The sequence below is a fragment of the Streptomyces sp. NPDC002232 genome, assembly GCF_042890295.1.
Lineage (GTDB): Bacteria > Actinomycetota > Actinomycetes > Streptomycetales > Streptomycetaceae > Streptomyces.
The window spans coordinates 297,899-321,715 of sequence record NZ_JBIARV010000001.1; the positions used below are offsets into that span (position 1 = coordinate 297,899).

15 protein-coding genes are annotated in these 23,817 nt (G+C 72.6%); 11 read left to right on the forward strand and 4 right to left on the reverse strand.

What is annotated here, in order from left to right; translation table 11 throughout:
* The first annotated feature begins 190 nt into the window (after positions 1–190).
* The 4 genes from ACFYXU_RS01295 (at position 191) to glgB (ending at position 8,086) form a co-directional block, all read left to right on the forward strand.
* Entirely contained in the window at positions 191–2,176 is a 1,986-nt protein-coding gene (locus tag ACFYXU_RS01295) for an alpha-1,4-glucan--maltose-1-phosphate maltosyltransferase (protein ID WP_389456163.1), read from the forward strand.
* The gene (gene treS / locus ACFYXU_RS01300; protein WP_376514792.1) at positions 2,173–3,867 is read left to right on the forward strand and encodes a maltose alpha-D-glucosyltransferase; all 1,695 of its coding nucleotides are present in this window, start codon (positions 2,173–2,175) and stop codon (positions 3,865–3,867) included. Before ACFYXU_RS01295 ends, treS begins: the two co-directional genes overlap by 4 nt.
* A 244-nt stretch (positions 3,868–4,111) precedes the next feature.
* Positions 4,112–5,452 (forward strand): maltokinase, encoded by a 1,341-nt coding sequence (locus tag ACFYXU_RS01305; RefSeq protein WP_376514790.1) that lies wholly within the window; start codon positions 4,112–4,114, stop codon positions 5,450–5,452.
* Between the two features lie 399 nt (positions 5,453–5,851).
* The gene (gene glgB / locus ACFYXU_RS01310) at positions 5,852–8,086 is read left to right on the forward strand and encodes a 1,4-alpha-glucan branching enzyme (protein WP_376514788.1); all 2,235 of its coding nucleotides are present in this window, start codon (positions 5,852–5,854) and stop codon (positions 8,084–8,086) included.
* Here the strand turns inward: glgB and ACFYXU_RS01315 are convergent.
* Together ACFYXU_RS01315 and ACFYXU_RS01320 are read right to left on the reverse strand one after the other, a co-directional pair.
* A complete protein-coding gene (locus ACFYXU_RS01315; RefSeq protein WP_389456165.1) occupies positions 8,073–10,367 on the reverse strand; it encodes a HelD family protein in 2,295 nt (764 codons plus the stop codon). The two genes, glgB and ACFYXU_RS01315, sit on opposite strands and share 14 nt — an antisense overlap.
* Positions 10,368–10,606: 239 nt before the next feature.
* Positions 10,607–11,959, reverse strand: a complete 1,353-nt coding sequence (locus ACFYXU_RS01320) for a cation:dicarboxylate symporter family transporter (protein ID WP_389456167.1) — start codon at positions 11,957–11,959, stop codon at positions 10,607–10,609.
* Between the two features lie 195 nt (positions 11,960–12,154).
* Here ACFYXU_RS01320 and ACFYXU_RS01325 point away from each other — a divergent pair, with 195 nt between their 5' ends.
* The 4 genes from ACFYXU_RS01325 to ACFYXU_RS01340 all read left to right on the forward strand — a co-directional run bounded on the left by ACFYXU_RS01325 (position 12,155) and on the right by ACFYXU_RS01340 (position 16,194).
* Entirely contained in the window at positions 12,155–13,957 is a 1,803-nt protein-coding gene (locus tag ACFYXU_RS01325; protein ID WP_389456169.1) for an ATP-binding protein, read from the forward strand.
* Positions 13,954–14,649, forward strand: coding sequence for a response regulator (locus ACFYXU_RS01330; RefSeq protein ID WP_329849975.1), 696 nt, complete (start codon positions 13,954–13,956; stop codon positions 14,647–14,649). Before ACFYXU_RS01325 ends, ACFYXU_RS01330 begins: the two co-directional genes overlap by 4 nt.
* A 103-nt stretch (positions 14,650–14,752) precedes the next feature.
* The gene (locus ACFYXU_RS01335) at positions 14,753–15,424 is read left to right on the forward strand and encodes a helix-turn-helix domain-containing protein (RefSeq protein ID WP_389408078.1); all 672 of its coding nucleotides are present in this window, start codon (positions 14,753–14,755) and stop codon (positions 15,422–15,424) included.
* A 29-nt stretch (positions 15,425–15,453) separates the two neighbouring features.
* On the forward strand, positions 15,454–16,194 hold the full coding sequence (locus ACFYXU_RS01340; protein ID WP_389456171.1) for a tyrosine-protein phosphatase: 741 nt from the start codon (positions 15,454–15,456) through the stop codon (positions 16,192–16,194).
* Between the two features lie 19 nt (positions 16,195–16,213).
* On the opposite strand, the gene ACFYXU_RS01345 is transcribed toward ACFYXU_RS01340, so the two are convergent.
* Both ACFYXU_RS01345 and ACFYXU_RS01350 read right to left on the reverse strand, forming a co-directional pair.
* Positions 16,214–17,125, reverse strand: coding sequence for a hypothetical protein (locus tag ACFYXU_RS01345; protein ID WP_389456173.1), 912 nt, complete (start codon positions 17,123–17,125; stop codon positions 16,214–16,216).
* Positions 17,126–17,549: 424 nt separating this feature from the next.
* Positions 17,550–18,575, reverse strand: coding sequence for an ATP-dependent 6-phosphofructokinase (locus tag ACFYXU_RS01350; protein WP_376514776.1), 1,026 nt, complete (start codon positions 18,573–18,575; stop codon positions 17,550–17,552).
* Positions 18,576–18,881: 306 nt separating this feature from the next.
* On the opposite strand from ACFYXU_RS01350, the gene pta reads away from it, so the two are divergent.
* The 3 genes from pta to pyk all read left to right on the forward strand — a co-directional run bounded on the left by pta (position 18,882) and on the right by pyk (position 23,702).
* Positions 18,882–20,963, forward strand: coding sequence for a phosphate acetyltransferase (gene pta, locus ACFYXU_RS01355; RefSeq protein ID WP_329849983.1), 2,082 nt, complete (start codon positions 18,882–18,884; stop codon positions 20,961–20,963).
* Positions 20,960–22,189, forward strand: coding sequence for an acetate kinase (locus ACFYXU_RS01360; protein WP_361402310.1), 1,230 nt, complete (start codon positions 20,960–20,962; stop codon positions 22,187–22,189). Before pta ends, ACFYXU_RS01360 begins: the two co-directional genes overlap by 4 nt.
* Before the next feature lie 82 nt (positions 22,190–22,271).
* The gene (gene pyk / locus ACFYXU_RS01365) at positions 22,272–23,702 is read left to right on the forward strand and encodes a pyruvate kinase (RefSeq protein ID WP_329849987.1); all 1,431 of its coding nucleotides are present in this window, start codon (positions 22,272–22,274) and stop codon (positions 23,700–23,702) included.
* Positions 23,703–23,817: the final 115 nt, after the last annotated feature.

The window sequence follows — 23,817 nt, forward strand, 5'->3', positions numbered from 1 at the left end:
ACCCCCGACCCCCGACCCCCGTCCTCCCCGAGCTTCCCGTTCTCACCGGTTCATCCCTGTGGACCCGCCATCCGAGTGAACGCGGACAGGAGCCGTCATGCCCGCAACCCGCCGGCCGTCGACGGAGCTAGAAAGAGCGCACCACCACCCGCACCCCCGTAACCCGTCAGGTGATGCTGTGAATCCGCTCATGGGACGCATTCCCGTACTGGACGTCCGCCCCCTGGTCGACTGCGGCCGGCGCCCCGCGAAGGCGGTGGCCGGAGAGTCCTTCGAGGTGACGGCCACCGTCTTCCGCGAAGGGCACGACGCGGTCGCCGCCAATGTCGTGCTGCGCGGCCCGTCGGGCCGTCCCGGCCCCTGGATCCCGATGCGCGAGCTGGCGCCGGGCACCGACCGGTGGGGGGCCGAGGTCACCCCGGACGCCGAGGGCACGTGGACGTACACCGTGGAGGCCTGGAGCGACCCGGTGGCGACCTGGCGGCACACGGCCAGAATCAAGATCCCGGCCGGCATCGACTCCGAACTGGTCCTCGCGGAGGGTGCCGAGCTGCACGAGCGGGCCGCGAAGGGCGTCCCGAAGAAGGGCGGCGGCCGGGAGGCCGTGCTCGCGGCGGCGGACGCGCTGCGCGACGTGACCCGTCCGGCGGCGGTGCGGCTCGCGGCGGCGCTCGCGCCGCGCGTGGTCGACGCCCTGGACCGTCACCCGCTGCGCGAACTGCTGTCCGCCTCCCCCGCGTTGCCGCTCCAGGTGGAGCGCGAGCGGGCCCTGTTCGGCTCCTGGTACGAGTTCTTCCCCCGCTCGGAGGGCGTGCGGACGGTGAAGGGCCGCACGGTCCCGGGCAACTTCCGCACCGCCGCCGAACGGCTCCCCGCGATCGCGGCGATGGGCTTCGACGTCGTCTACCTGCCGCCGGTCCATCCGATCGGCGAGACCCACCGCAAGGGCCCGAACAACTCCCTGTCGGCGGCGCCGCACGACATCGGCGTCCCGTGGGCGATCGGCTCCCCGGAGGGCGGGCACGACGCGCTCCACCCGGACCTGGGCACCTTCGAGGACTTCGACGCCTTCGTGGCGCGGGCCCGGGAGCTGCGCCTCGAGATCGCGCTGGACTTCGCGCTCCAGTGCTCCCCGGACCACCCGTGGGTGGAGAAGCACCCGGAGTGGTTCCACCACCGTCCGGACGGTTCGATCGCGTACGCCGAGAACCCGCCGAAGAAGTACCAGGACATCTACCCGATCGCCTTCGACGCCGACATGGACGGGATCGTCGCCGAGACCGTCCGGGTGCTGCGGCACTGGATGGACCACGGCGTCCGGATCTTCCGCGTGGACAATCCGCACACCAAGCCGGTGGTGTTCTGGGAGCGGGTGATCGGCGAGGTCAACCGGGCGGACCCGGACGTGATCTTCCTGGCGGAGGCGTTCACCCGGCCCGCGATGATGCGGACGCTCGGCGCGATCGGCTTCCAGCAGTCGTACACGTACTTCACCTGGCGCAACACCAAGGAGGAGCTGACGGAGTACCTGACCGAGCTGTCCGGGGAGACGGCCGCCCAGATGCGGCCGAACTTCTTCGTGAACACCCCCGACATCCTGCACGCCTACCTCCAGGAGGGCGGCCGGCCCGCGTTCGAGGCGCGGGCGGTGCTCGCGGCGACGCTGTCGCCGTCCTGGGGCATGTACGCCGGGTACGAGCTGTGCGAGAACACTCCGCTGCGGGACGGCAGCGAGGAGTACCTCGACTCGGAGAAGTACGAACTGAGGCCCAGGGACTGGGAGTCGGTGGAGCGTGCGGGGACGACGATCACCCCGCTCATCACCGCCCTGAACCGGATCAGGCGCCGCCACCCGGCCCTGCGACGGCTACGGAACCTGAGCTTCCACCAGACGGACAACCCTCAGGTGATCGCGTACTCGAAGCGCTCGGGTTCGAACATCGTTCTGGTGGTCGTCAACCTCGACCCGCACCACACCCAGGAGGCTTCACTCTCGTTGAACATGCCGGAACTCGGCCTCGACTGGCACGAGACCGTGCCGGTGCGCGACGAGCTCACCGGCGAGACCTATCACTGGGGCAGGGCAGCCTACGTGCGCCTAGAGCCGGGCGTCACGCCCGCGCACGTACTGGTCCTGCGACCGTCCCCGCAGACCGGAGGGTCACCCACCTCATGACTGTCAACGAGCCCGTCCCCGACACCTTCGAGGACACGCCCGCCAAGGACCGCGATCCCGACTGGTTCAAGCGGGCCGTCTTCTACGAGGTCCTCGTCCGCTCCTTCCAGGACAGCAACGGCGACGGCGTCGGCGACCTGAAGGGCATCACGTCCAAACTGGACTACCTCCAGTGGCTGGGCGTCGACTGCCTCTGGCTGCCGCCGTTCTTCAAGTCCCCGCTGCGGGACGGGGGCTACGACGTCGCCGACTACACCTCGGTGCTCCCCGAGTTCGGCGACCTGGCCGACTTCGTGGAGTTCGTCGACGCCGCCCACCAGCGCGGGATGCGCGTGGTCATCGACTTCGTCATGAACCACACCAGCGACCAGCACCCGTGGTTCCAGGAGTCGCGGCGCGACCCGGACGGCCCGTACGGCGACTACTACGTCTGGGCGGACGACGACAAGCAGTACGCGGACGCCCGGATCATCTTCGTCGACACCGAGACCTCCAACTGGACGTTCGACCCGGTCCGCAAGCAGTACTACTGGCACCGGTTCTTCTCGCACCAGCCGGACCTCAACTACGAGAACCCGGCCGTGCAGGAGGAGATCCTCTCCGCGCTGAAGTTCTGGCTGGACCTGGGCATCGACGGCTTCCGGCTCGACGCGGTGCCGTACCTGTACCAGCAGGAGGGCACCAACTGCGAGAACCTCCCGGCCACCCACGCCTTCCTCAAGCGGGTCCGCAAGGAGATCGACGACCACTACCCGGACACGGTGCTGCTCGCCGAGGCCAACCAGTGGCCGGAGGACGTCGTCGACTACTTCGGCGACTTCCGCTCGGGCGGCGACGAGTGCCACATGGCCTTCCACTTCCCGGTCATGCCGCGCATCTTCATGGCCGTGCGGCGCGAGTCCCGCTACCCGGTCTCCGAGATCCTGGCGAAGACCCCGCAGATCCCCTCCGGCTGCCAGTGGGGCATCTTCCTGCGCAACCACGACGAGCTCACGCTCGAGATGGTCACGGACGAAGAGCGCGACTACATGTACGCCGAATACGCCAAGGACCCGCGCATGCGGGCCAACATCGGCATCCGGCGGCGACTCGCCCCGCTCCTCGACAACGACCGCAACCAGATGGAGCTGTTCACCGCGCTGCTCTTCTCGCTGCCCGGCTCGCCGGTGCTGTACTACGGCGACGAGATCGGCATGGGCGACAACATCTGGCTCGGCGACCGTGACGGGGTGCGGACCCCGATGCAGTGGACCCCCGACCGGAACGCGGGATTCTCCTCCTGCGACCCGGGGCGGCTGTACCTGCCGGCCATCATGGACCCGGTCCACGGCTACCAGGTCACGAACGTCGAGTCCGGGATGGCGTCCCCGTCCTCGCTGCTGCACTGGACGAAGCGGATGATCGAGATCCGCAAGCAGAACCGGGCCTTCGGGACGGGCACCTACACGGAACTCCCGTCCTCCAACCCGGCGGTGCTCGCCTTCCTCCGGGAGGACGGCGACGACCTGGTGCTCTGCGTGAACAACTTCTCGCGCTTCGCCCAGCCGACCGAGCTCGACCTGCGCAGCTTCGACGGCACCCGGCCCGTGGAGCTCATCGGAGGGGTGCGGTTCCCGGCCATCGGCCAGCTCCCCTACCTCCTGACCCTTGCGGGACACGGCTTCTACTGGTTCCGTCTGAAGAAGGCCTGAGCGGGGAACGGTTCCCGCTCGAACCGGAGTGGGGCGGTTTCCCCCGCCCCACTCCGGGCACTGTGAACGACACACGATCCACGCCGATTCAGGTCCATCCGGGCCTTCTTGCCGGGCCCATACGGATCTTCCCTTTCCGACACGTCCCGCACATCCGGACAGCCATAGCCGCAATCCGGGACACTCTGCGCATTTGAACGCACATGAAACCCACTTGCGCGCCCCGGGGAAAGGACGCGATGCCATGCCGGAGACCGCATCCACCACCCGGGCCCCGGACGCCCTCCTTCCGTCGCTCGCCCCCCTGCTCCACGAATGGCTGCCACGGCAGCGCTGGTTCGCGGGCAAGGGCCGCCGGGTCACCGGATTCACGCTGGACGCGGCCACCGAGCTGCTGCCCCTGGACGGCACGGGACCCGGCCTGCTCCACCTGCTCGTACGGGTCGAACAACCCGGCCGCCCGGCCGGGACGCCCGCCGACTGCTACCAACTCCTCCTGGGCGTACGGACCCAGCTCCCGCCCCGCCTCGCCCCCGCCCTGATCGGGCGGATCCGGCAGGGCCCGCTCGCCGGACGGGCGGTGTACGAGGGGCTGCGCGACCCGCGCCTCGCGGGCCTCCTGTACGAGCGGCTGCGCTCCCCGGGCCGCACCGGCCCGCTGCGCTTCCACGCCACCGCCCCACTGCCCCCGGCCCTGGCACCCCGCATGCTGGACGCCGAGCAGTCCAACTCGTCGCTGGTCTTCGGAGATTCGTTCATCCTGAAGATCTTCCGCAGGGTCAGCCCGGGAGCCAACCCCGACCTGGAGCTGCCGCTCGCCCTCGCCGGGGCCGGCTGCGCCCGCGTCCCGGCCCCGGTCGCCTGGTTCGAGTCGGGGGCCGCCACCCTCGGCGTCCTCCAGCCCTATCTGCGGGACTCCCGGGACGGCTGGCGGCTCGCCCTCGACGCGCTCGCCGACGGACGGGAGTTCACGACCGAGGCGCGGGCCCTGGGCCGCGCGACGGCGGAGGTCCATCTGGCCCTCGCCTCCGCGCTGCCGACCCGGCGCCTCGCCCGCGCCGAGACCGAGCAGCTGGCCGCCGCGATGGACCGCAGGCTGCACGCGGCCGCCCAGGCCGTCCCGGCGCTGCTGCCGCACGTGCCGGGCCTGCGGGCCGTGTTCGCCGCGGCGAGCGGCGGGGCGGCGGTCCAGCGCATCCACGGCGACCTGCACCTCGGACAGACCCTGCGCGGCTCCGACGGCGGCTGGGCGGTCATCGACTTCGAGGGCGAACCGGCGAAGCCGCTAGACGAGCGGCGCAGCCCGCAGCCCACCGTCCGGGACGTCGCCGGGATGCTCCGCTCCTTCGACTACGCGGCCCGCACGCACCGCCCCTGGAACGCGGACTGGGCGGCGCGGTGCCGGGCGGCGTACTGCGCGGGCTACGCGGAGGCGTCGGGGGCCGACCCCCGTGCGGATCCCGCGCTGCTCCGCGCGTACGAGACGGACAAGGCGGTGTACGAGGTCGTCTACGAGGCCCGTCACCGCCCGGACTGGCTCCCGGTCCCGATGTCCGCGATCGAACGCCTGTCGGCCACGCCATGATCCACCCCGCACGCGCCCGCGCCCCGGCGGCCCGGCGCCCCTCCGCCACCCCCCGTGTGGGCAATCGTCCCGCTGGGGCGATGGGGGTCCCCCCTGCTCGAGCGAAGCCGAGAGCTTGGGGGAGGGTGGGCACACGGGACGGCGCCCTTCGCGGCGCCTCCGCGCTCTGTGCCCTGACCCGCACCACCATGTGCTGCACCTGCCGGTGCGGGTTCAAGTCCAGGAGCCTCTGGCGCCGGCAAGGGCGCCGTTCCGTTGTGCCCACCCGTTCCGCCCCGGCGGAACGCATGCCCACAACTCCAGTGGGCGACGCCCAACGCGCCCCGTTCGGCCGAGTTTCCCCGCACCCCGCACCACCGTTGCGCTTTCGAACCCCCCGTACCCCCAGGAGGCACCCCCGTGACCGCCCGATCCGCAGGCAAGACGGCCGGCAAGACGCCCCGTAAGGCGCCCCCGCTCGACCCCGGCGACCGGGCCAGGCTGCTCGCCGGGGAGCACCACGACCCGCACGGCGTGCTCGGCGCCCACCCCGTCAAGGGCGGTGTCGTCATCCGGACGCTGCGCCCGTGGGCGAAGGAGGTGACCGTCCTCGCCAAGGGGAAGCGCCTCCCGATGGACGACGACGGCGACGGCCTGTTCTCGGTGCTCGTCCCGCTGCTCCGGAAGGTGCCCGCGTACGAGCTGCGGGTGCGCTACGACGGCGACGAGCTCGCCCTCCAGGACCCGTACCGCTTCCTGCCCTCGCTCGGCGAGCTGGATCTGCACCTGATCGGCGAGGGGCGGCACGAGGAGCTGTGGACGGCGCTCGGCTCCCGTCCCATGACGCACGAGGGGGTCGCCGGGACCCGGTTCGCCGTCTGGGCGCCGAACGCGCGCGGCGTGCGGGTCACGGGTGACTTCACGCACTGGGACGGCACGGCGCTGCCGATGCGCTCGCTGGGCTCGACGGGCGTCTGGGAGCTGTTCGTGCCGGGCGTCGGCGACGGCGCCGTCTACAAGTACGACATCACGCGGCCGGACGGCTCGCACACGGTCCGCGCGGATCCGATGGCCCGGCGCACGGAGTGCCCGCCGAACACCGCGTCGATCGTGACCGAGTCGCACTACGAGTGGGACGACGCGGAGTGGATGGAGCGGCGCGGGTCGCGCCCGCCGCACGAGGCGCCGATCTCCGTGTACGAGGTGCACCTGCCGTCCTGGCGGCCGGGCCTCACCTACCGGCAGCTGGCCGAGCAGCTCCCCGCCTACGTCAGCGACCTCGGGTTCACCCACGTGGAGCTGATGCCGGTCACCGAGCACCCCTTCGGCGGCTCCTGGGGCTACCAGGTCACGGGCTTCTACGCGCCGACGGCCCGCATGGGCACCCCGGACGACTTCCGGTTCCTGGTGGACGCGCTCCACCGGGCGGGCATCGGGGTGCTGATGGACTGGGTCCCGGCGCACTTCCCTAAGGACGACTGGGCGCTCGCGGAGTTCGACGGGCGGCCGCTGTACGAGCACGAGGACCCGCGCCGCTCGCACCATCCCGACTGGGGGACCCTGGAGTTCGACTACGGCCGCACGGAGGTGCGGAACTTCCTCGTCGCCAACGCGGTCTACTGGTGCCAGGAGTTCCACGTGGACGGGCTGCGGGTGGACGCGGTGGCCTCGATGCTCTACCTGGACTACTCGCGGGAGCACGGCGAGTGGCTGCCGAACGAGTTCGGCGGACGGGAGAACCTGGACGCGGTGCGCTTCCTCCAGGAGATGAACGCCACCGTGTACCGCCGCTGCCCCGGCGTCGTCACCTTCGCCGAGGAGTCCACCGCCTGGGACGGGGTGACACGGGCGACGGACCAGGTGGGTCCGGGCGGCCACGGCGGCCTGGGCTTCGGGATGAAGTGGAACATGGGCTGGATGCACGACTCGCTGGAGTACGTGCAGAAGGAGCCGGTGCACCGCAAGTACCACCACCACGAGATGACGTTCTCGATGGTCTACGCGTACAGCGAGAACTACATCCTGCCGATCTCGCACGACGAGGTCGTGCACGGCAAGCGGTCCCTGGTGTCGAAGATGCCCGGCGACTGGTGGCAGCAGCGCGCCAACCACCGCGCCTACCTGGGCTACATGTGGGCACATCCCGGCAAGCAACTGCTCTACATGGGGCAGGAGTTCGCACAGGGCGGGGAGTGGTCGGCGGACCACGGCCCGGACTGGTGGCTGCTGGATCCCGCGTACGGGGCGGAGGCCGACCACCGCGGGGTCCGGGACCTGGTCCGGGACCTGAACACGGTGTACGCGGCGACGCCCTCGCTGTGGGAGCGGGACACGGTGCCGGAGGGCTTCCGGTGGGTGGTGGGCGACGCGGCCGAGGACAACGTCTTCGCGTTCCTGCGGTTCGACGCCTTCGGTTCGCCGCTGCTCGCGGTGTCCAACTTCTCGCCGGTGGTGCGGCACGACTACCGGCTCGGCGTCCCGGACACGTGCGCGGCCTGGGCGGAGGTCCTGAACACGGACGCGGCGCGGTACGGCGGCTCGGACGTGGTGGGCACCGACCCGGTGAAGACCGAGTCGGTGCCGTGGCACGGCCGCGAGTCGAGCGTGCGGATGACGCTGCCACCCCTGGCGACGGTCTGGCTCAGGCCGGCGTGAAGGCGGGCGTCCCGGCCCGCGCGGTGGCGGGCGTCCGGTCCCGTGTGACGGCCGGCCTGATGACGCCCAGCCGCTGAGTGGCCCGGGTGAGTGCCACGTACAGGTCGTTGACCCCGTGCGTGGCGCTCTCCCGGATGCCGTCGGGGTCGACGACGAGGACCGTGTCGAACTCCAGCCCCTTGGCCTGCCGGGGGTCGAGCAGGACGACCGGCCGGGTCAGGTCGGGGTCGGGGCCGTACGAGGCCTCCGGCAGGGCGGTGATCAGGCCGGGGTGGAGCTCCGGCGGGGCGATGACGGCGGTCCGGCCCTCCTCGCGGAGTGCGGCGGCGACCGCGCCGGCGGCCTCCGCGAACGGGTCGTCGACGGTCCGGTCCCAGGGCTCGACGCCGGTGGAGCGCACCGAGCGGGGCGGTTCGAAGCCGGGGTCGGCGGTCCGCCGCGCCTCGGCGGCGACGGCCATGATCTCGGCCGGGGTGCGGTAGTTGACGCCGAGGCGGACGTGCTCCCAGCGGTCCTCGACGTACGGGGCGAGGATGCTCTCCCAGGCGCCGACGCCGGCCGGGTCGCCGGTCTGGGCGGGGTCGCCGACCAGGGTCATCGAGCGGCTGGGGCTGCGGCGCATGAGGAGTCGCCAGGCCATGGCGGAGAGCTCCTGGGCCTCGTCGACGATGATGTGGCCGAAGGCCCAGGTGCGGTCGGCGGCGGCCCGCTCGGCGGCGGTGCGGTGGTCGGCCTCCTCGTGGCGCTCGGCGAAGCGCTCGGCGTCGATGATGTCGTGCGCGGAGAGGACCTCGGAGGCGTCCTTGTCGAGTTCCTCCTTGTCCTCGAACTCGTAGGTGCGGGAGGCGAAGGAGACGTCCAGGACGCCCTGCGCGTAATGGATCTGCTTCTGCCGCTCGGCCTCCTCGGCGGCGCGGAGGGCCGAGTCGTCCTCGCCGAGGAGCTCGGCGGCCTCGTCGAGCAGCGGGACGTCGGCGGGGGTCCAGGGTCCGCCGTCGCGCCGGATCGCGTCGGCGTCGTCCCCGCGGAGGTGGGTGGGGTCGGCGAGGTAGCCGGCGAGGAGGTCCCGCGGGGTGAGGGCGGGCCACAGGGTGTCGACGGCCGCGTGGACCTCTGGGTTGGCGGCGATGCCCTTGGCGAGCAGCGCGATGTCGTCGGGGCCGAGGAAGTTGGGGCCGCCGTACGGGTCGGCGCCGATGCGGTCGGCGAGCTGCTCGGCGAGCGCGTCGAGGATCCGGAAGACGAAGTAGGGGCGGGCCAGATTGTGCGGGAGGGCGGTCTCGCGGGCCTTGTGGCGGGCTTCGAGGGCCATGTCCCAGTCGATGACCAGGTCGCCGTCCTCGTGCGGGACGACCAGCGGTTCGCCGCGCTCGGGGACCCGCTGGTGATCGCGTACGGCCGCGGCGAGGGCGTCGGCCATGGCGGCGGCGCCCTTGACGGCGGCGGCGCGCGGGGTGTCGGTGCCGGTGGCGCGGACGCCGGGGAAGAGCTCGGCGGGGGTGGCGAGGAGGACGCCGGTCTCGCCGAGGGAGGGCAGGACGTTCCCGATGTAGCCGAGAAAGGCGGGGTTGGGTCCGACGATGAGGACGGCCCGCCGGGCGAGCTGCTCGCGGTGGGCGTAGAGGAGGTACGCGGCGCGGTGCAGGGCGACGGCGGTCTTGCCGGTGCCGGGGCCGCCCTCGACGACGAGCACTCCCTGGTGCGGGGAGCGGATGATGGCGTCCTGCTCGGCCTGGATGGTCTGCACGATGTCGTGCATGCGGCCGGTGCGGGCGGCGTCGAGCGCGGCGAGCAGCACCTCGTCCGCGTCGCGGCTCTCGTGGCCGGTGCGGGTGGCGTCGCCGAGGTCGAGGACCTCGTCGTGGAGGGAGACGACCTCGCGGCCCCGGGTGGTGAGGTGGCGCCGGCGGGTGAGGCCCATCGGCTCGTACCCGGTGGCGAGGTAGAAGGGACGTGCGATCTCGGCGCGCCAGTCGACGACGAGCGGGGTGCGGTTCGGGTCGTCCTCGCGGATGCCGAGCCGGCCGATGTGATGGTCGCGGCCGTCCTTGAAGACGAGCCGGCCGAAGCAGAGCCCGCTCTCCCCGGCGTTGAACGCGGCGAGCAGTCCGGACTGCTCGGCGACCATCACGTCCCGTTCGAGCCGGCCCTGGCTGCTGCCGACCCCGGGGGTGCGCAGCGCCTGCTCGACGGCGGCCTCGGCCTGGTCCCTGAGGTCGTCGAGTCGTGCGTAGAGATCGGTGATGAATTGCTGTTCATTCCGAAATTCCTCGGTTGACAATTCGACTCCCGGCGCGATACAGTGCGTTTATTGAACTTCTCCATGTTCGTGGTGTGCCCGAACACGGAATCCTTGAATATACGCGAGACAAAGCCCCGACTGTCAATTCTAGTCGGGGCTTTTCCGTGTGCCCTGGGGAACGCGGCTCATCGTGCCGCTCGGGAGGTCCGGGCACCGGATCCCGGTCTCGTCCGGGATCACGGTCTCGACCGGGCCTCCACGCCCGCGCCCGGCCCTCGTCAGACCCCCGCCCGGGCCTTCTCCTCGCCCTCGTCCGCGCGCTGGTCCGGCACCGCCGGGGCCCCGTGGTCGTCGACCAGCGTCTTCTCGTCGAAGGGGATCCGGCCCGCCAGCACCTCCGTGACCCGGGCGCGGTCGATCTCCTTGGTCCACGTGCCGACGAGCACCGTCGCGACCGCGTTGCCCGCGAAGTTGGTGAGGGCGCGCGCCTCGCTCATGAAGCGGTCGATGCCCACGATCAGGCCCACCCCGTCGACCAGCTCGGGCCGGTGCGACTGGAGGCCGCCCGCGAGGGTGGCGAGCCCCGCGCCGGTGACGCCCGCCGCCCCCTTCGAGGCGATGATCATGAAGACGAGCAGCGAGATCTGCTCGCCGACGGACAGCGGCTCGCCCATCGCCTCGGCGGTGAAGAGCGAGGCCATCGTCAGGTAGATCGCGGTGCCGTCGAGGTTGAAGGAGTAGCCGGTCGGGACGGTGATGCCGACGACCGGCTTGCTGACGCCCAGGTGCTCCATCTTCGCGATGAGCCGCGGCAGCGCGGACTCGGAGGAGGAGGTGGAGAGGATCAGCAGGAACTCGCGGCCCAGGTACTTCAGGAGCGACCAGATGTTGATCCCGGCGATCAGGCGGAGCAGCGTGCCGAGGACCACGAAGACGAACAGCCCGCAGGTCACGTAGAAGCCGATCATGATGACGGCCAGCGACTTCAGGGCCGCCGCGCCCGTCGCGCCGACGACGGCCGCGATCGCGCCGAACGCGCCGACGGGCGCCGCCCACATGATCATGCCGAGGATGCGGAAGACGAGCCGCTGGATGTGCCCGATGCCGCGCAGGACGGGCTCGCCGGAGGGGCCCATCGCCTGGAGCGCGAAGCCGGCGAGGAGGGCGACGAGGAGGGTCTGGAGGACCTCGCCGCCGGTGAACGCGGAGACGAGGGTGGTCGGGATGATCCCGAGCAGGAAGTCGGACGTCGACTCGCTCGCGCCCTCGGCCTGCTTCGCTCCGGCCTCGGCGAGCTCCCGGGTGAGGTGCAGCCCGGAACCGGGCTCCAGGAGGTTGCCGACGAGCAGGCCGATCGCGAGTGCGACGGTCGACATCACCAGGAAGTAGCCGAGGGCGAGGCCACCGACGGCGCCGACCTTGGCGGCTTTGCGGACCGAGCCGACGCCGAGGACGATGGTGCAGAAGATGATGGGCGAGATCATCATCTTGATGAGGTTGACGAAGCCGGTGCCCAGCGGCTTCAGCTCGACGGCGACGCCCGGCGCCAGGAACCCGACCGCGATGCCGAGCAGTACGGCGCCGATGACGGCCAGATACAGATAGTGGGTACGGTCCCGGCGTGCGGCCACGGGGTCCTCCTCGTGCTGGTGGGTGTCCACGTCCCGGTGGACCTCCGCGACTATCCATCAGCCTGTGACCCGGGTCACGGTTGCGTGCCTTTCGTTCACGGCCGGAGCGGGCCGGAGCCGCGCGCACCCCGCGCGAACAGCACGATTCGGGAACGCGGTGCCGCCCCGCGCGTTCCCACGTGCACACTTACCGGCATGCGTCTCCCCCTCCCCCGTCCCCGCAGCCTGGCCGGCCAGCTCTTCGCGATGCAGGTCGTGCTCGTGGCCGTCGTCGTGGCGGGGTGCGCGGTCTTCGCGTACGTCACGGACCGCGCGCAGGCGGAGGAGACCGCCCGGCGCCAGGCCACGGCCACCGCCGCCGCCGTGGCGGACTCGCCTTCCGTGGCCGCCGCCGCCCGGTCCGCCGACCCGACCGCGACGCTCCAGCCGTACGCGGAGTCGCTGCGCCGCCACGCGGGCGTCGCCTTCGTGGTGATCATGGCCCCGGACGGCACCCGCTGGACCCATCCGGAGCCGGCCCAGATCGGCCGCACGTACCTCGGCCACATCGAGGAGGCGCGGCGGGGGCGGCTCTACTCGGAGACGCACCTGGGCGTTCTCGGCCCCTCGGTCCGGACGGTGGCGCCCGTCCTCGACGACGGGCGGGTGGTGGCCCTGGTCAGCGCGGGCATCACCATCGACGAGATCAGCGAGCAGGTGCGGGAGCAGGTGACGGCCCTGCTCGTGATGGCGGGCGCGGCCCTCGCGCTCGGCGGAGCGGGGACGTACGTCGTGAACGCGCGCCTGCGCCGCCACACCCACGGCATGAACGCGGCCGAGCTGAGCCGGATGCACGACTACCACGAGGCCGCCCTGCACGCGGTGCGGGAGGGGCTCGTGATGCTCGACGGGCGGCGGCGGATCGCCCTGATGAACGACGGCGCCCGGGAGCTGCTCGGCCTGGACGACGCGGCCGTCGGCCGGCCCGCCGCCGAACTCGGCCTGCCCGCGCCGCTGACCGGCGCCCTGCTCTCCTCGGAGCCGCGCGTGGACGAGACGCATCTGACGGCCGACCGGGTCCTCGTGGTCAACACCCGCCCGGTGGTGGGCGGGGAGCGGCGCGGCACCGTGGTCACGCTGCGGGACCGCACCGAACTCCAGGCGCTCTCCGGCGAGCTGGACTCCGAGCGGGGCTTCACCGAGGCGCTCCGCTCGCAGGCCCACGAGGCGGCGAACCGGCTGCACACGGTCGTGTCGCTGATCGAGATGGGCCGGGTGGCCGAGGCCGTGGAGTTCGCGACGGCGGAGCTGGAGCTCGCCCAGGCGCTCACCGACCGGGTCGTCGACGCCGTCGGCGAACCGGTCCTGGCGGCGCTGCTGCTCGGCAAGGCGGCGCAGGCCAACGAGCGGGGCGTGGAGCTGGTCCTCACCGAGGACAGCCGCATCGACGACGGCCGGGTCCCGGCGGCGCTGCCCTCCCGGGACCTGGTGACGATCCTGGGCAACCTCATCGACAACGCCGTGGAGGCGGCCGGCGGAACGCCGCACGCGCGCGTCACGGTCACGGTCGCGGCTCCCGCGGGCGGGGGCGAGCTGCTGCTCCGGGTCGGCGACAGCGGCCCGGGGGTCCGGGCCGCCGACCGGGAGGCGGTCCTCGGGCGCGGCTGGACCACCCGGGGGCCCGGGCGCGGCCTCGGCCTCGCCCTGGTGGGCCAGGCGGTCACCCGCGCCTCGGGAACGCTGAGCGTGACGGACGCGGCGGAGGGCGGCGCGGAGTTCACGGTCCGGCTGCCCCTGCCGGAGGGGGAGGCGGGGGCGGAGTCGGGCGCCGGCGCGCTGCCGGGGCCGGGCGGGGAGCCGGGCGCCGATGCGCTGCCGAGGCCGGGCGGGGAGCCGGTGGCGGGCGGGGAGCCGGGGCCCGACGGGGAGCCGGTGCCGGGCGCCGGCGCGGTTCCGGGCCCCCGGGGCGGCGGCCGGGGCCGCGGTGTCGTCGGCGCGGACGGGGAGGTGACCGGGTGAGTACGAGCCCCCTGCGGGTCCTCGTCGTCGAGGACGACCCCGTCGCGGCCGACGCCCACGCGCTCTACGCCGGGCGCGTCGAGGGCTTCCGGGTCGTCGGGGTCGCCCACTCGCGGGCCGCGGCCGTGCGGGTTCTGGACCGCGTGCCGGTCGACCTGATCCTTCTCGACCTGTACCTGCCGGACGGCCACGGCCTCCAGCTCCTCCGGGCCCTGCGGGCCGCCGGGCACTCCGCCGACGTCATCGCCGTGACGTCCGCCCGCGACCTGGCGGTCGTCCGCGAGGGCGTGTCCCTCGGCGTCGTCCAGTACGTCCTGAAGCCGTTCACCTTCGCCACGCTCCGGGACCGGCTCGTCCGGTACGCCGAGTTCCGCGCCGCCGCCGGCGAGGCCTCCGGGCAGGACGAGGTGGACCGGGCCCTCGCGGCCCTCCGGGCCCCGCACCCGGCCACCCTCCCCAAGGGGCTCAGCGGCCCGACGCTCGAAGCGGTCACCCGTACCCTCCGGGCGACTCCGGCGGGGCTGACCGCCGCCGAGGCGGGCGCGGCCGTCGGCATCTCCCGGATCACCGCGCGCCGCTATCTGGAGCACCTGGTCACGGAGGGCCGGGCCGTGCGCGCGCCCCAGTACGGGCAGATCGGGCGGCCGGAACTCCAGTACCGGTGGCTCGACGGCCCGGCGCGCGGCCACTGAGCGCGCCCCCGCGGTTACCGGCCGGTTCCCCCATTCCTACAGTGCCGCACGTTGGGGGAACACACCGTAGCCAGCCGTCACTTTTGGTACTTACCGTGGCCGCGTGCACCAACCCTCCCCACCCTTCGACGCCCAGGCCGCGCGCCGGCTCCGCGAGGGCCTCGGCATGGCTCCCGGACACGTCGCCTACGGCCTGCGGGCGCAGTACGGCCTCCTCGTCGCCCCCGACCTCGTGGTCGCCTGGGAACGCGGCTTCGCCCTCCCGAGCGAGCAGGAGCTCACGGCCCTCGCGGGCGTCCTGTGGTGCGCCCCCGCGGACCTGATCGCCGCCGCGTCCACCCTGCGCGAGCACCGGGTGGCGCGCGGGCTCCCGGCCGACGAACTCGCCCGTCGGGTCGGCGTGTCGGCCTCCGCGTACCAGAAGATGGAGGACGAGGGCCGCTGGCGCGGCAGCGAACGCCAGACCGCCGCCCTCGCCGAGGTGCTCGGCCTCGGACCGCGCGAGCTGGTCACCGCGACCGGTGGCGACGAGGCGCTCGCCGAGACGCTGCGGGACGCGGCGACGACGCGCTGGCAGGCGTACGTGAAACCGACCGTGAAGCTGGTGCCGCTTCCGAAGCGGGTCGTCGAGTCCGCGCTCCAGCAGCTCCACACCGAGTACCACGGGAAGATGACGGCGATCAGCAGCTGGGGCACCGCCGGGACGACCGGCGACGAGGGACGCGCCTACCTGGAGGACATCAGCGCCCGTTTCTGGGCCGCGGTGGGCCCGTAACCGCCCGGCTGTCCCCGTACATTGACGCCGTGAGACGACACATATCCTTCGACCGACTCCACAACTTCCGTGACCTGGGCGGCTATCGGACCGCAGGAGGCGGGACCGTGCGGTGGGAGACCCTCTACCGCTCCGACTCCCTCGGCAAGCTCGCGGACGCGGGTCCCGCCGACCTGGAGCGCTTCCGCGCGCTGGGCATCGGCACGGTGATCGACCTGCGCTACCCGTGGGAGATCGCCGGCAAGGGCCGCCTGCCGGAGACCGAGGAGGTCTCCTGGCACAACCTCTCCATCGAGCACCGCCCCTACGACCAGGAGGCGATCGACCCGGCCCTCGACCCCTGGCGCCACCTCGCCGACCGCTTCGCCGAGGTCGCCGAGGACGGGGCGGAGGAGCTGCGCACCGCCCTGGAGGTGATCGCCGCCGCCGAGGGGCCGCTCGTCTTCCACTGCGCCTCGGGGAAGGACCGTACGGGTCTGCTCGCGGCCGTGCTGCTCGCCCTCCTGGACGTCCCGGACGAGGAGATCCTCGCCGACTTCGCGCTCACCGAGCTGGCCACGGAACGGCTGATCGGCGACTGGCGGGCCGCGCACCCCGGCCGGGAGCCGCGCTGGCCGGGCTACGGACGGGCGCCCGCCGACATCATCCGGCTGTTCCTCGCGGACCTGCGCGCGCGGTACGGCTCGGTGTACGGGTACGTCACCGGCCACGTCGGGCTCGACCCCGCGGTGGTGACGGCCCTGCGGGCCAGGCTGGTGGAGACCCCTTAGGGGACCGGCCCCGTTCCCCTCAGTCGCGCCGGTCGAAGTCGAAGAGCTGCCCCGCCGCGTCCGGCGCGCAGGGCGCCTGGGCGAGCCGCGCCCAGGCGGCCGAGCGGTCGCCGACGACGGTGACGCAGGTGCCGGGGGTCGCGGAGCCCACGGGGACGATCCGGTACCCCTCGACGGGAGTGCCGAACGCCTCCAGGGCGAAGGACTCGACCCGGGTGGGGTCGCCGCACGCGGAGTCCTCGAACGCGGCGTCGGGTATCCGGCCGCCGGAGGGTATGCCGGAGCAGCCGGGGCCGAGGTCGGGGTGCTCCGAAACGATCCTCCACCGGCCGCCGCCCGCCTCGGCCAGGGCGTAGAGCGGGACGCCCGCGGCGGCGCAGGGCAGCTGGTGGACCTGTCCGGTGCGGGTGCCGCGCCGCTCGCCGAGGCAGAACTCGGTGCCCGCCACCCGGATGCGGACGTCCCCGACGGCGGGCGCGGTGGGGGTACGGGGCGGATGCCCGGTGTGGCCGTCCCGCAGGAAGGCGACGACGCTGACGCCGGCGAGCACGAGCCCGGCGAACGCGACGGCGGCGACGAGACCGCGCCGTATCCGGGACCGCGTGCCGGGCCGGTCCGCTTCCTCGTGGGCATCCTCGGCACCACCGGGCCAGGCGGGCACGGGCACGATTCCGTCGCCGTGGCCGCCGTCGTAGTCGTCGTGGTGGCCGCCGTCGTAGCCGTCGTGGTGGCCGCTGTCGTAGTTGTCGTGGTGGCCGCCGTCGTAGCTGTCGGGGTGACCGCCGTCGTGACCGTGGTCGCCCCCTTCGCCGTCGCCCGGCCCCTCCCCGCCGTCCGTACGCTCGGCGTCGTCGCCCGCGCTCCCGGCCCCCTCGCGGGCCCCGTCCGTCGCGGGCGCCCGGTCCCCGTCCGCCGGGTCCGACCCGTACACCCGCCGCGCCGCCGGCTCCCCCCGTGGCTCCCGTGGATCGGGAGCGTGCTCCCCCGGCGTCATCCGTGCCTCCCCCTCCGCCGGACAGGCTCGGGACATGTCCGGGACATGCCCCCAGCCTTGTTGATCTCGGGCCGGGGCTCAAGAGTGGAAACCGGCATTTCCGGGGGTGAGGGCGCGCACGGCGGAGTGGCCCCGACCGTCCACGGGGGACGGTCGGGGCCACTCGGGCCGTGCGGGTCCCGGAGGCGATCCGGGAGAGGTGGGGGCGGAGGTCCCGGCCCGGGGGGCCGAAGGTCCCGGCCCCGGGGTGTGGCGGGACGGGCGGAGGTCCCGGCGCCCGGCGGGGCGGACCGAAGCCTGGCCGGGCGGGCCGGCGCAGGGGCTGACTCCCGGCGGCGGACCGAGGGCCCGCCCCTCAGGCCTAGAAGACCGACTCGGCCTCGCGCATGCGGTCCAGCGGGACCGTCTTCAGCTGGGTCACGGCCTCCGCCAGCGGCACCATCTCGACGTTCGTGCCGCGCAGCGCCGTCATCCGGCCGAAGTCGCCGCGGTGCGCCGCCTCCACCGCGTGCCAGCCGAAGCGGGTCGCGAGCACCCGGTCGTACGCGGTCGGCGTGCCACCGCGCTGGACGTGACCGAGGATGACCGGACGGGCCTCCTTGCCGAGGCGCCGCTCCAGCTCGACGGCGAGCTGGTTGCCGATGCCCTGGAAGCGCTCGTGACCGAACTGGTCGATCTCGCCCTTCGCGTACTCCATGGAGCCCTCGGCCGGGTGGGCGCCCTCGGCGACGCAGATGACGGCGAACTTCTTGCCGCGGGCGAAGCGCTCCTCGACCATCTTGACCAGGTCGTCGATCTGGAAGGGGCGCTCGGGGAGGCAGATGCCGTGCGCGCCGCCCGCCATGCCGGACTCCAGGGCGATCCAGCCGGCGTGGCGGCCCATCACCTCGACGACCATCACCCGCTGGTGGGACTCCGCGGTGGTCTTGAGGCGGTCCATGGCCTCGGTGGCGACGCCGACGGCGGTGTCGAAGCCGAAGGTGCGGTCCGTGGAGGAGATGTCGTTGTCGATCGTCTTCGGGACACCGACGACGGGCATCCCGGCGTCGGAGAGCATCCGCGCGGCGGTCAGGGTGCCTTCGCCGCCGATCGGGATGAGGACGTCGATGCCGTACGCGCGGGCCAGGTCGGTGGCGGACTCGGCGGCCTCGCGGAGCCGGTTGCGCTCCAGGCGGGCCGAGCCGAGGATGGTGCCGCCGCGGGCCAGGATGCCGCTGACGGCGTTCAGGTCGAGGGGCCGGTAGTGGCCGTCGAGGAGGCCCTTGAACCCGTCCTCGAAGCCGATGACTTCGTCGTTGTGGCCGGTCAGCGCCCGGTGCACGACCGACCGGATCACTGCGTTCAGGCCGGGGCAGTCGCCGCCTGCGGTGAGAACTCCGATGCGCATCGTGCTGTGTCTCCTGCTCGGTCGCGGTCCGTGGTGAGCCACCGCAATTCTCACACGGTCCGCCTGACGGCCGCGCTCGTCGCCGCTCCGCGCGTCCCTCCCGGGCGGCCCGGAGCAGGCCTTTCGTCCCAGGTCCCCGGGCCCTTCGTCCGGCGGGCGACCTAACCAGTGGCGGGGGTATTGTCAAGGGGGTAATGCCGCCCTATCGGGGCTTTCTGAGCAGTGTCGTTTGACGTACGGGCCGCGCAAAGGTGCCGCGAAGGTACCGCTCGGCCCCTTCCGCAGGACTGGACAGGAGACCACGGCGTGACGCGCAGCGTGTACGTGACCGGGATCGACCGCGGTGACGGCCGCCAGGTCGTCGAGCTGGGAGTCATGGAGCTCCTGACCCGCCAGGTGGACCGGGTCGGGGTGTTCCGGCCGCTGGTGCACGACGGCCCGGACCGGCTCTTCGACCTGCTGCGCGCCCGCTACCGGCTCTCCCAGGACGCCTCGACCGTCTACGGCATGGACTATCACGAGGCCTCCGCGCTCCAGGCCGAGCGGGGCACCGACGAGCTGGTGTCCCTCCTCGTCGACCGCTTCCACGACGTGGCGCGGGACTACGAGGTCGTCCTCGTCCTGGGCACCGACTTCGCCGCCACCCAGCTCCCCGACGAGCTCGCGCTGAACGCGCGCCTGGCCAACGAGTTCGGCGCCTCCGTCATCCCGGTGGTCGGCGGCAAGGACCAGACCGCCGAGTCCGTGCGCGCCGAGGCGCGCAACGCCTTCCGGGCGTACGACGGGCTCGGCTGCGACGTGCTCGCGATGGTCGTCAACCGGGTGGCGGGCGAGGACCGCGAGGCGATCGCCGAGCGGCTCGCGGCCCGGCTCCCCGTGCCCTGCTACGTCCTGCCGGACGAGCCGGCGCTCGCCGCGCCCACCGTCGCCCAGATCACCCACGCGCTCGGCGCCACCGTCGTCCTCGGCGACGACGCGGGGCTCGCCCGGGACGCGCTCGACTTCGTCTTCGGCGGCGCGATGCTGCCGAACTTCCTGAACGCGCTGACGCCGGGCTGCCTGGTCGTCACCCCCGGGGACCGGGCCGACCTGGTCGTCGGCGCGCTCGCCGCGCACTCGGCCGGCACCCCGCCGATCGCGGGGGTGCTGCTCACCCTGAACGAGCGGCCCAGCGAGGAGATCCTGACCCTGGCGGCCCGCCTCGCGCCCGGCACGCCGGTCATCTCGGTGGCCGGCAACAGCTTCCCGACGGCGGCCGAGCTGTTCGCGCTGGAGGGCAAGCTGAACGCCGCCACCCCGCGCAAGGCGGAGACCGCCCTCGGGCTCTTCGAGCGGCACGTGGACACCGCCGACCTCCTCAAGCGGGTCTCGGTCGCACGCAGCGGCCGGGTCACGCCGATGATGTTCGAGCACGAACTGCTCGAACAGGCGCGGGCGGACCGGCGCCGGGTGGTGCTCCCGGAGGGCACCGAGGAGCGGGTGCTGCGCGCCGCCGACGTCCTGATCCGCCGTGACGTCTGCGACCTGACGCTCCTCGGCGACGTGGAGACGATCCGCAAGAAGGCCGCCGACCTGAGCGTGAACCTCGGCGAGACGCAGCTGATCGACCCGCAGACCTCGGAGCTGCGCGACACGTTCGCCGAGAAGTACGCGGCGCTGCGGGCCCACAAGGGCGTCACCGTCGAGCTGGCGTACGACGTCGTGTCCGACGTGAACTACTTCGGCACCCTGATGGTGCAGGAGGGCCTCGCCGACGGGATGGTGTCGGGGTCGGTGCACTCCACGGCGGCGACGATCCGGCCCGCGTTCGAGATCATCAAGACGAAGCCGGACGCGTCGATCGTCTCCTCGGTGTTCTTCATGTGCCTCGCCGACAAGGTGCTGGTGTACGGCGACTGCGCGGTGAACCCGGACCCGAACGCCGTACAGCTCGCGGACATCGCCGCCCAGTCGGCCGCGACGGCGGCCCGCTTCGGCGTGGAGCCGCGGATCGCGATGCTCTCGTACTCGACCGGCACCTCGGGCTCGGGCGCCGACGTCGACAAGGTCCGGGAGGCGACGAAGCTGGTCCGCGAGGCGCACCCGGAGCTGCGGATCGAGGGGCCGATCCAGTACGACGCGGCCGTCGAGCCGTCCGTGGCGGCGACGAAGCTGCCCGGTTCGGAGGTGGCGGGCCAGGCGACCGTGCTGATCTTCCCGGACCTCAACACCGGCAACAACACCTACAAGGCCGTGCAGCGTTCGGCCGGCGCCGTGGCCGTCGGCCCGGTGCTCCAGGGCCTGCGCAAGCCCGTGAACGACCTCTCGCGCGGCGCGCTCGTCAGCGACATCGTCAACACGGTCGCCATCACGGCGATCCAGTCCCAGGCCGAGGAGCTGCCGGCATGACGACCCCCACCCGTGTACTGGTCCTCAACTCCGGCTCCTCGTCGGTCAAGTACCAGCTGCTCGACATGAAGGACGGCGGCCGGCTCGCGCAGGGCCTGGTCGAGCGGATCGGCGAGGACACCTCCCGGCTCGTCCACACGCCGCTCCAGGGCGGCGGTGGCCAGAGGCGGGAGAAGAGCGGGCCGATCGCGGACCACGCGGCCGCGCTGAAGGCGGTCGCCGAGGAGCTGGCGGCCGACGGTCTGGGCCTGGACTCCCCCGAACTGGCCGCGATCGGCCACCGGGTGGTGCACGGTGGGCTGCGGTTCACCGCGCCGACGGTCATCGACGAGGAGGTGCTCGCCGAGATCGAGCGGCTCGTACCGGTGGCGCCGCTGCACAACCCGGCGAACCTGGTCGGGATCCGCACGGCGATGGCGCTGCGCCCGGACCTGCCGCAGGTGGCGGTCTTCGACACGGCGTTCCACACGACGATGCCGGAGTCGGCGGCGCGGTACGCCATCGACGTGGAGACCGCCGACGCGCACCGGATCCGCCGGTACGGCTTCCACGGCACCTCGCACGCGTACGTCTCCCGGGAGACGGCCCGGCTGCTCGGCAAGGAGCCGGAGGAGGTGAACGTGATCGTGCTGCACCTGGGGAACGGCGCCTCCGCCTCGGCGGTGCGGGGCGGCCGGTGCGTGGACACCTCGATGGGCCTGACGCCGCTGGAGGGTCTGGTCATGGGCACCCGCTCGGGCGACATCGACCCGGCGGTGACGTTCCACCTGAAGCGGGTGGCGGGCATGTCGGCGGACGAGATCGACGTCCTGCTGAACAAGAAGTCCGGTCTCGTGGGGCTCTGCGGCGACAACGACATGCGGGAGATCCGGCGGCGGGTCGACGAGGGCGACGAGCGGGCGGCGCTCGCCTTCGACATCTACGTCCACCGGCTGAAGAAGTACATCGGCGCCTATTACGCGGTGCTCGGCCGGGTGGACGCGGTGGCGTTCACGGCGGGGGTCGGCGAGAACGCCGCACCGGTGCGGGAGGCCGCGATCGCGGGCCTGGAGGAGCTGGGTCTCGCGGTGGACGCGGACCTCAACGCGGTGCGGTCCGACGAGGCCCGGATCATCTCGCCCGTGTACGCGCGGGTGGCGGTCGCGGTGGTGCCGACGGACGAGGAGCTGGAGATCGCGCGCCAGAGCTACGCGCTCGTTCTGGAGGGTGTCAGCTCGAACGAGTGAACGCCTGAGCGGGCCCGCGCCCATTTGTACTTTCCGCCAGACGGAATATTCCGCAGTGAAACAAACCGATAGGATCCGCCTCATGCGCCGTTCCAAAATCGTCTGCACGCTGGGCCCCGCCGTCGACTCGTATGAGCAGCTGAAGGCTCTCATCGAGGCCGGCATGAACGTGGCCCGATTCAACTTCAGCCACGGGTCCCAGGCCGAGCACCAGGAGCGGTACGACCGCGTCCGACAGGTCGCCGCCGACACCGGGCGCGCCGTCGGCGTCCTCGCCGACCTCCAGGGCCCGAAGATCCGTCTGGAGACCTTCGCCGAGGGACCGGTCGAGCTGGTGCGCGGTGACGAGTTCACCATCACCACCGAGGACGTCCCGGGCGACAAGTCGATCTGCGGCACGACCTACAAGGGTCTGCCCGGCGACGTCTCCAAGGGCGACCAGGTCCTCATCAACGACGGCAACGTCGAGCTGCGGGTCGTCGAGGTCGACGGCCCCCGCGTGAAGACCATCGTCGTCGAGGGCGGTGTCATCTCCGACCACAAGGGCATCAACCTGCCCGGCGCGGCGGTCAACGTGCCCGCGCTGTCGGAGAAGGACGTCGACGACCTCCGCTTCGCCCTGCGGATGGGCTGCGACATGGTCGCGCTCTCCTTCGTCCGCGACGCCGACGACGTCAAGGACGTCCACAAGGTGATGGACGAGGAGGGCCGCCGGGTCCCCGTCATCGCCAAGGTCGAGAAGCCGCAGGCCGTCGAGAACATGGCCGACGTCGTCGCCGCCTTCGACGCGGTCATGGTGGCCCGCGGCGACCTCGCCGTGGAGTACCCGCTGGAGAAGGTCCCGATGGTGCAGAAGCGCCTCGTGGAGCTGTGCCGCCGGAACGCCAAGCCGGTCATCGTCGCCACCCAGATGATGGAGTCGATGATCACCAACTCGCGGCCCACCCGCGCCGAGGCGAGCGACGTCGCCAACGCGATCCTGGACGGCGCCGACGCGGTCATGCTGTCGGCGGAGTCCTCGGTCGGCGCCTACCCGATCGAGACCGTGAAGACGATGTCGAAGATCGTCGCCGCGGCCGAGGAGGAGCTGCTCTCCAAGGGCCTCCAGCCCCTGGTCCAGGGCAAGAAGCCGCGCACCCAGGGCGGCTCCGTCGCCCGCGCGGCCTGCGAGATCGCGGACTTCCTGGACGGCAAGGCGCTCATCGCCTTCACCCAGTCCGGCGACACGGCCCGCCGCCTGTCCCGCTACCGCACGCAGCAGCCGATCCTCGCCTTCACCACGGACGAGGGCACCCGCAACCAGCTCACCCTGAGCTGGGGCGTCGAGTCCTTCCTGGTCCCCTTCGTGGACAACACGGACTCCATGGTCGACCTGGTGGACGCCGAGCTCCTGAAGCTCAAGCGCCACAACGCCGGCGACACGATGGTCATCACCGCGGGCTCGCCCCCCGGCGTCCCCGGCACCACGAACATGGTCCGCGTCCACCACCTGGGCGAAGCCCAGCAGGGCTGACGCGCGCGACACCGAACGGCCGGTGGGCCGCACCCCCTTCCAGGGGTGCGGCCCACCGGCGTTTGGCGAGCAGGGCTATTCGACTGTGCCCGAGTCCGCCCGAAAAACCGGTGGC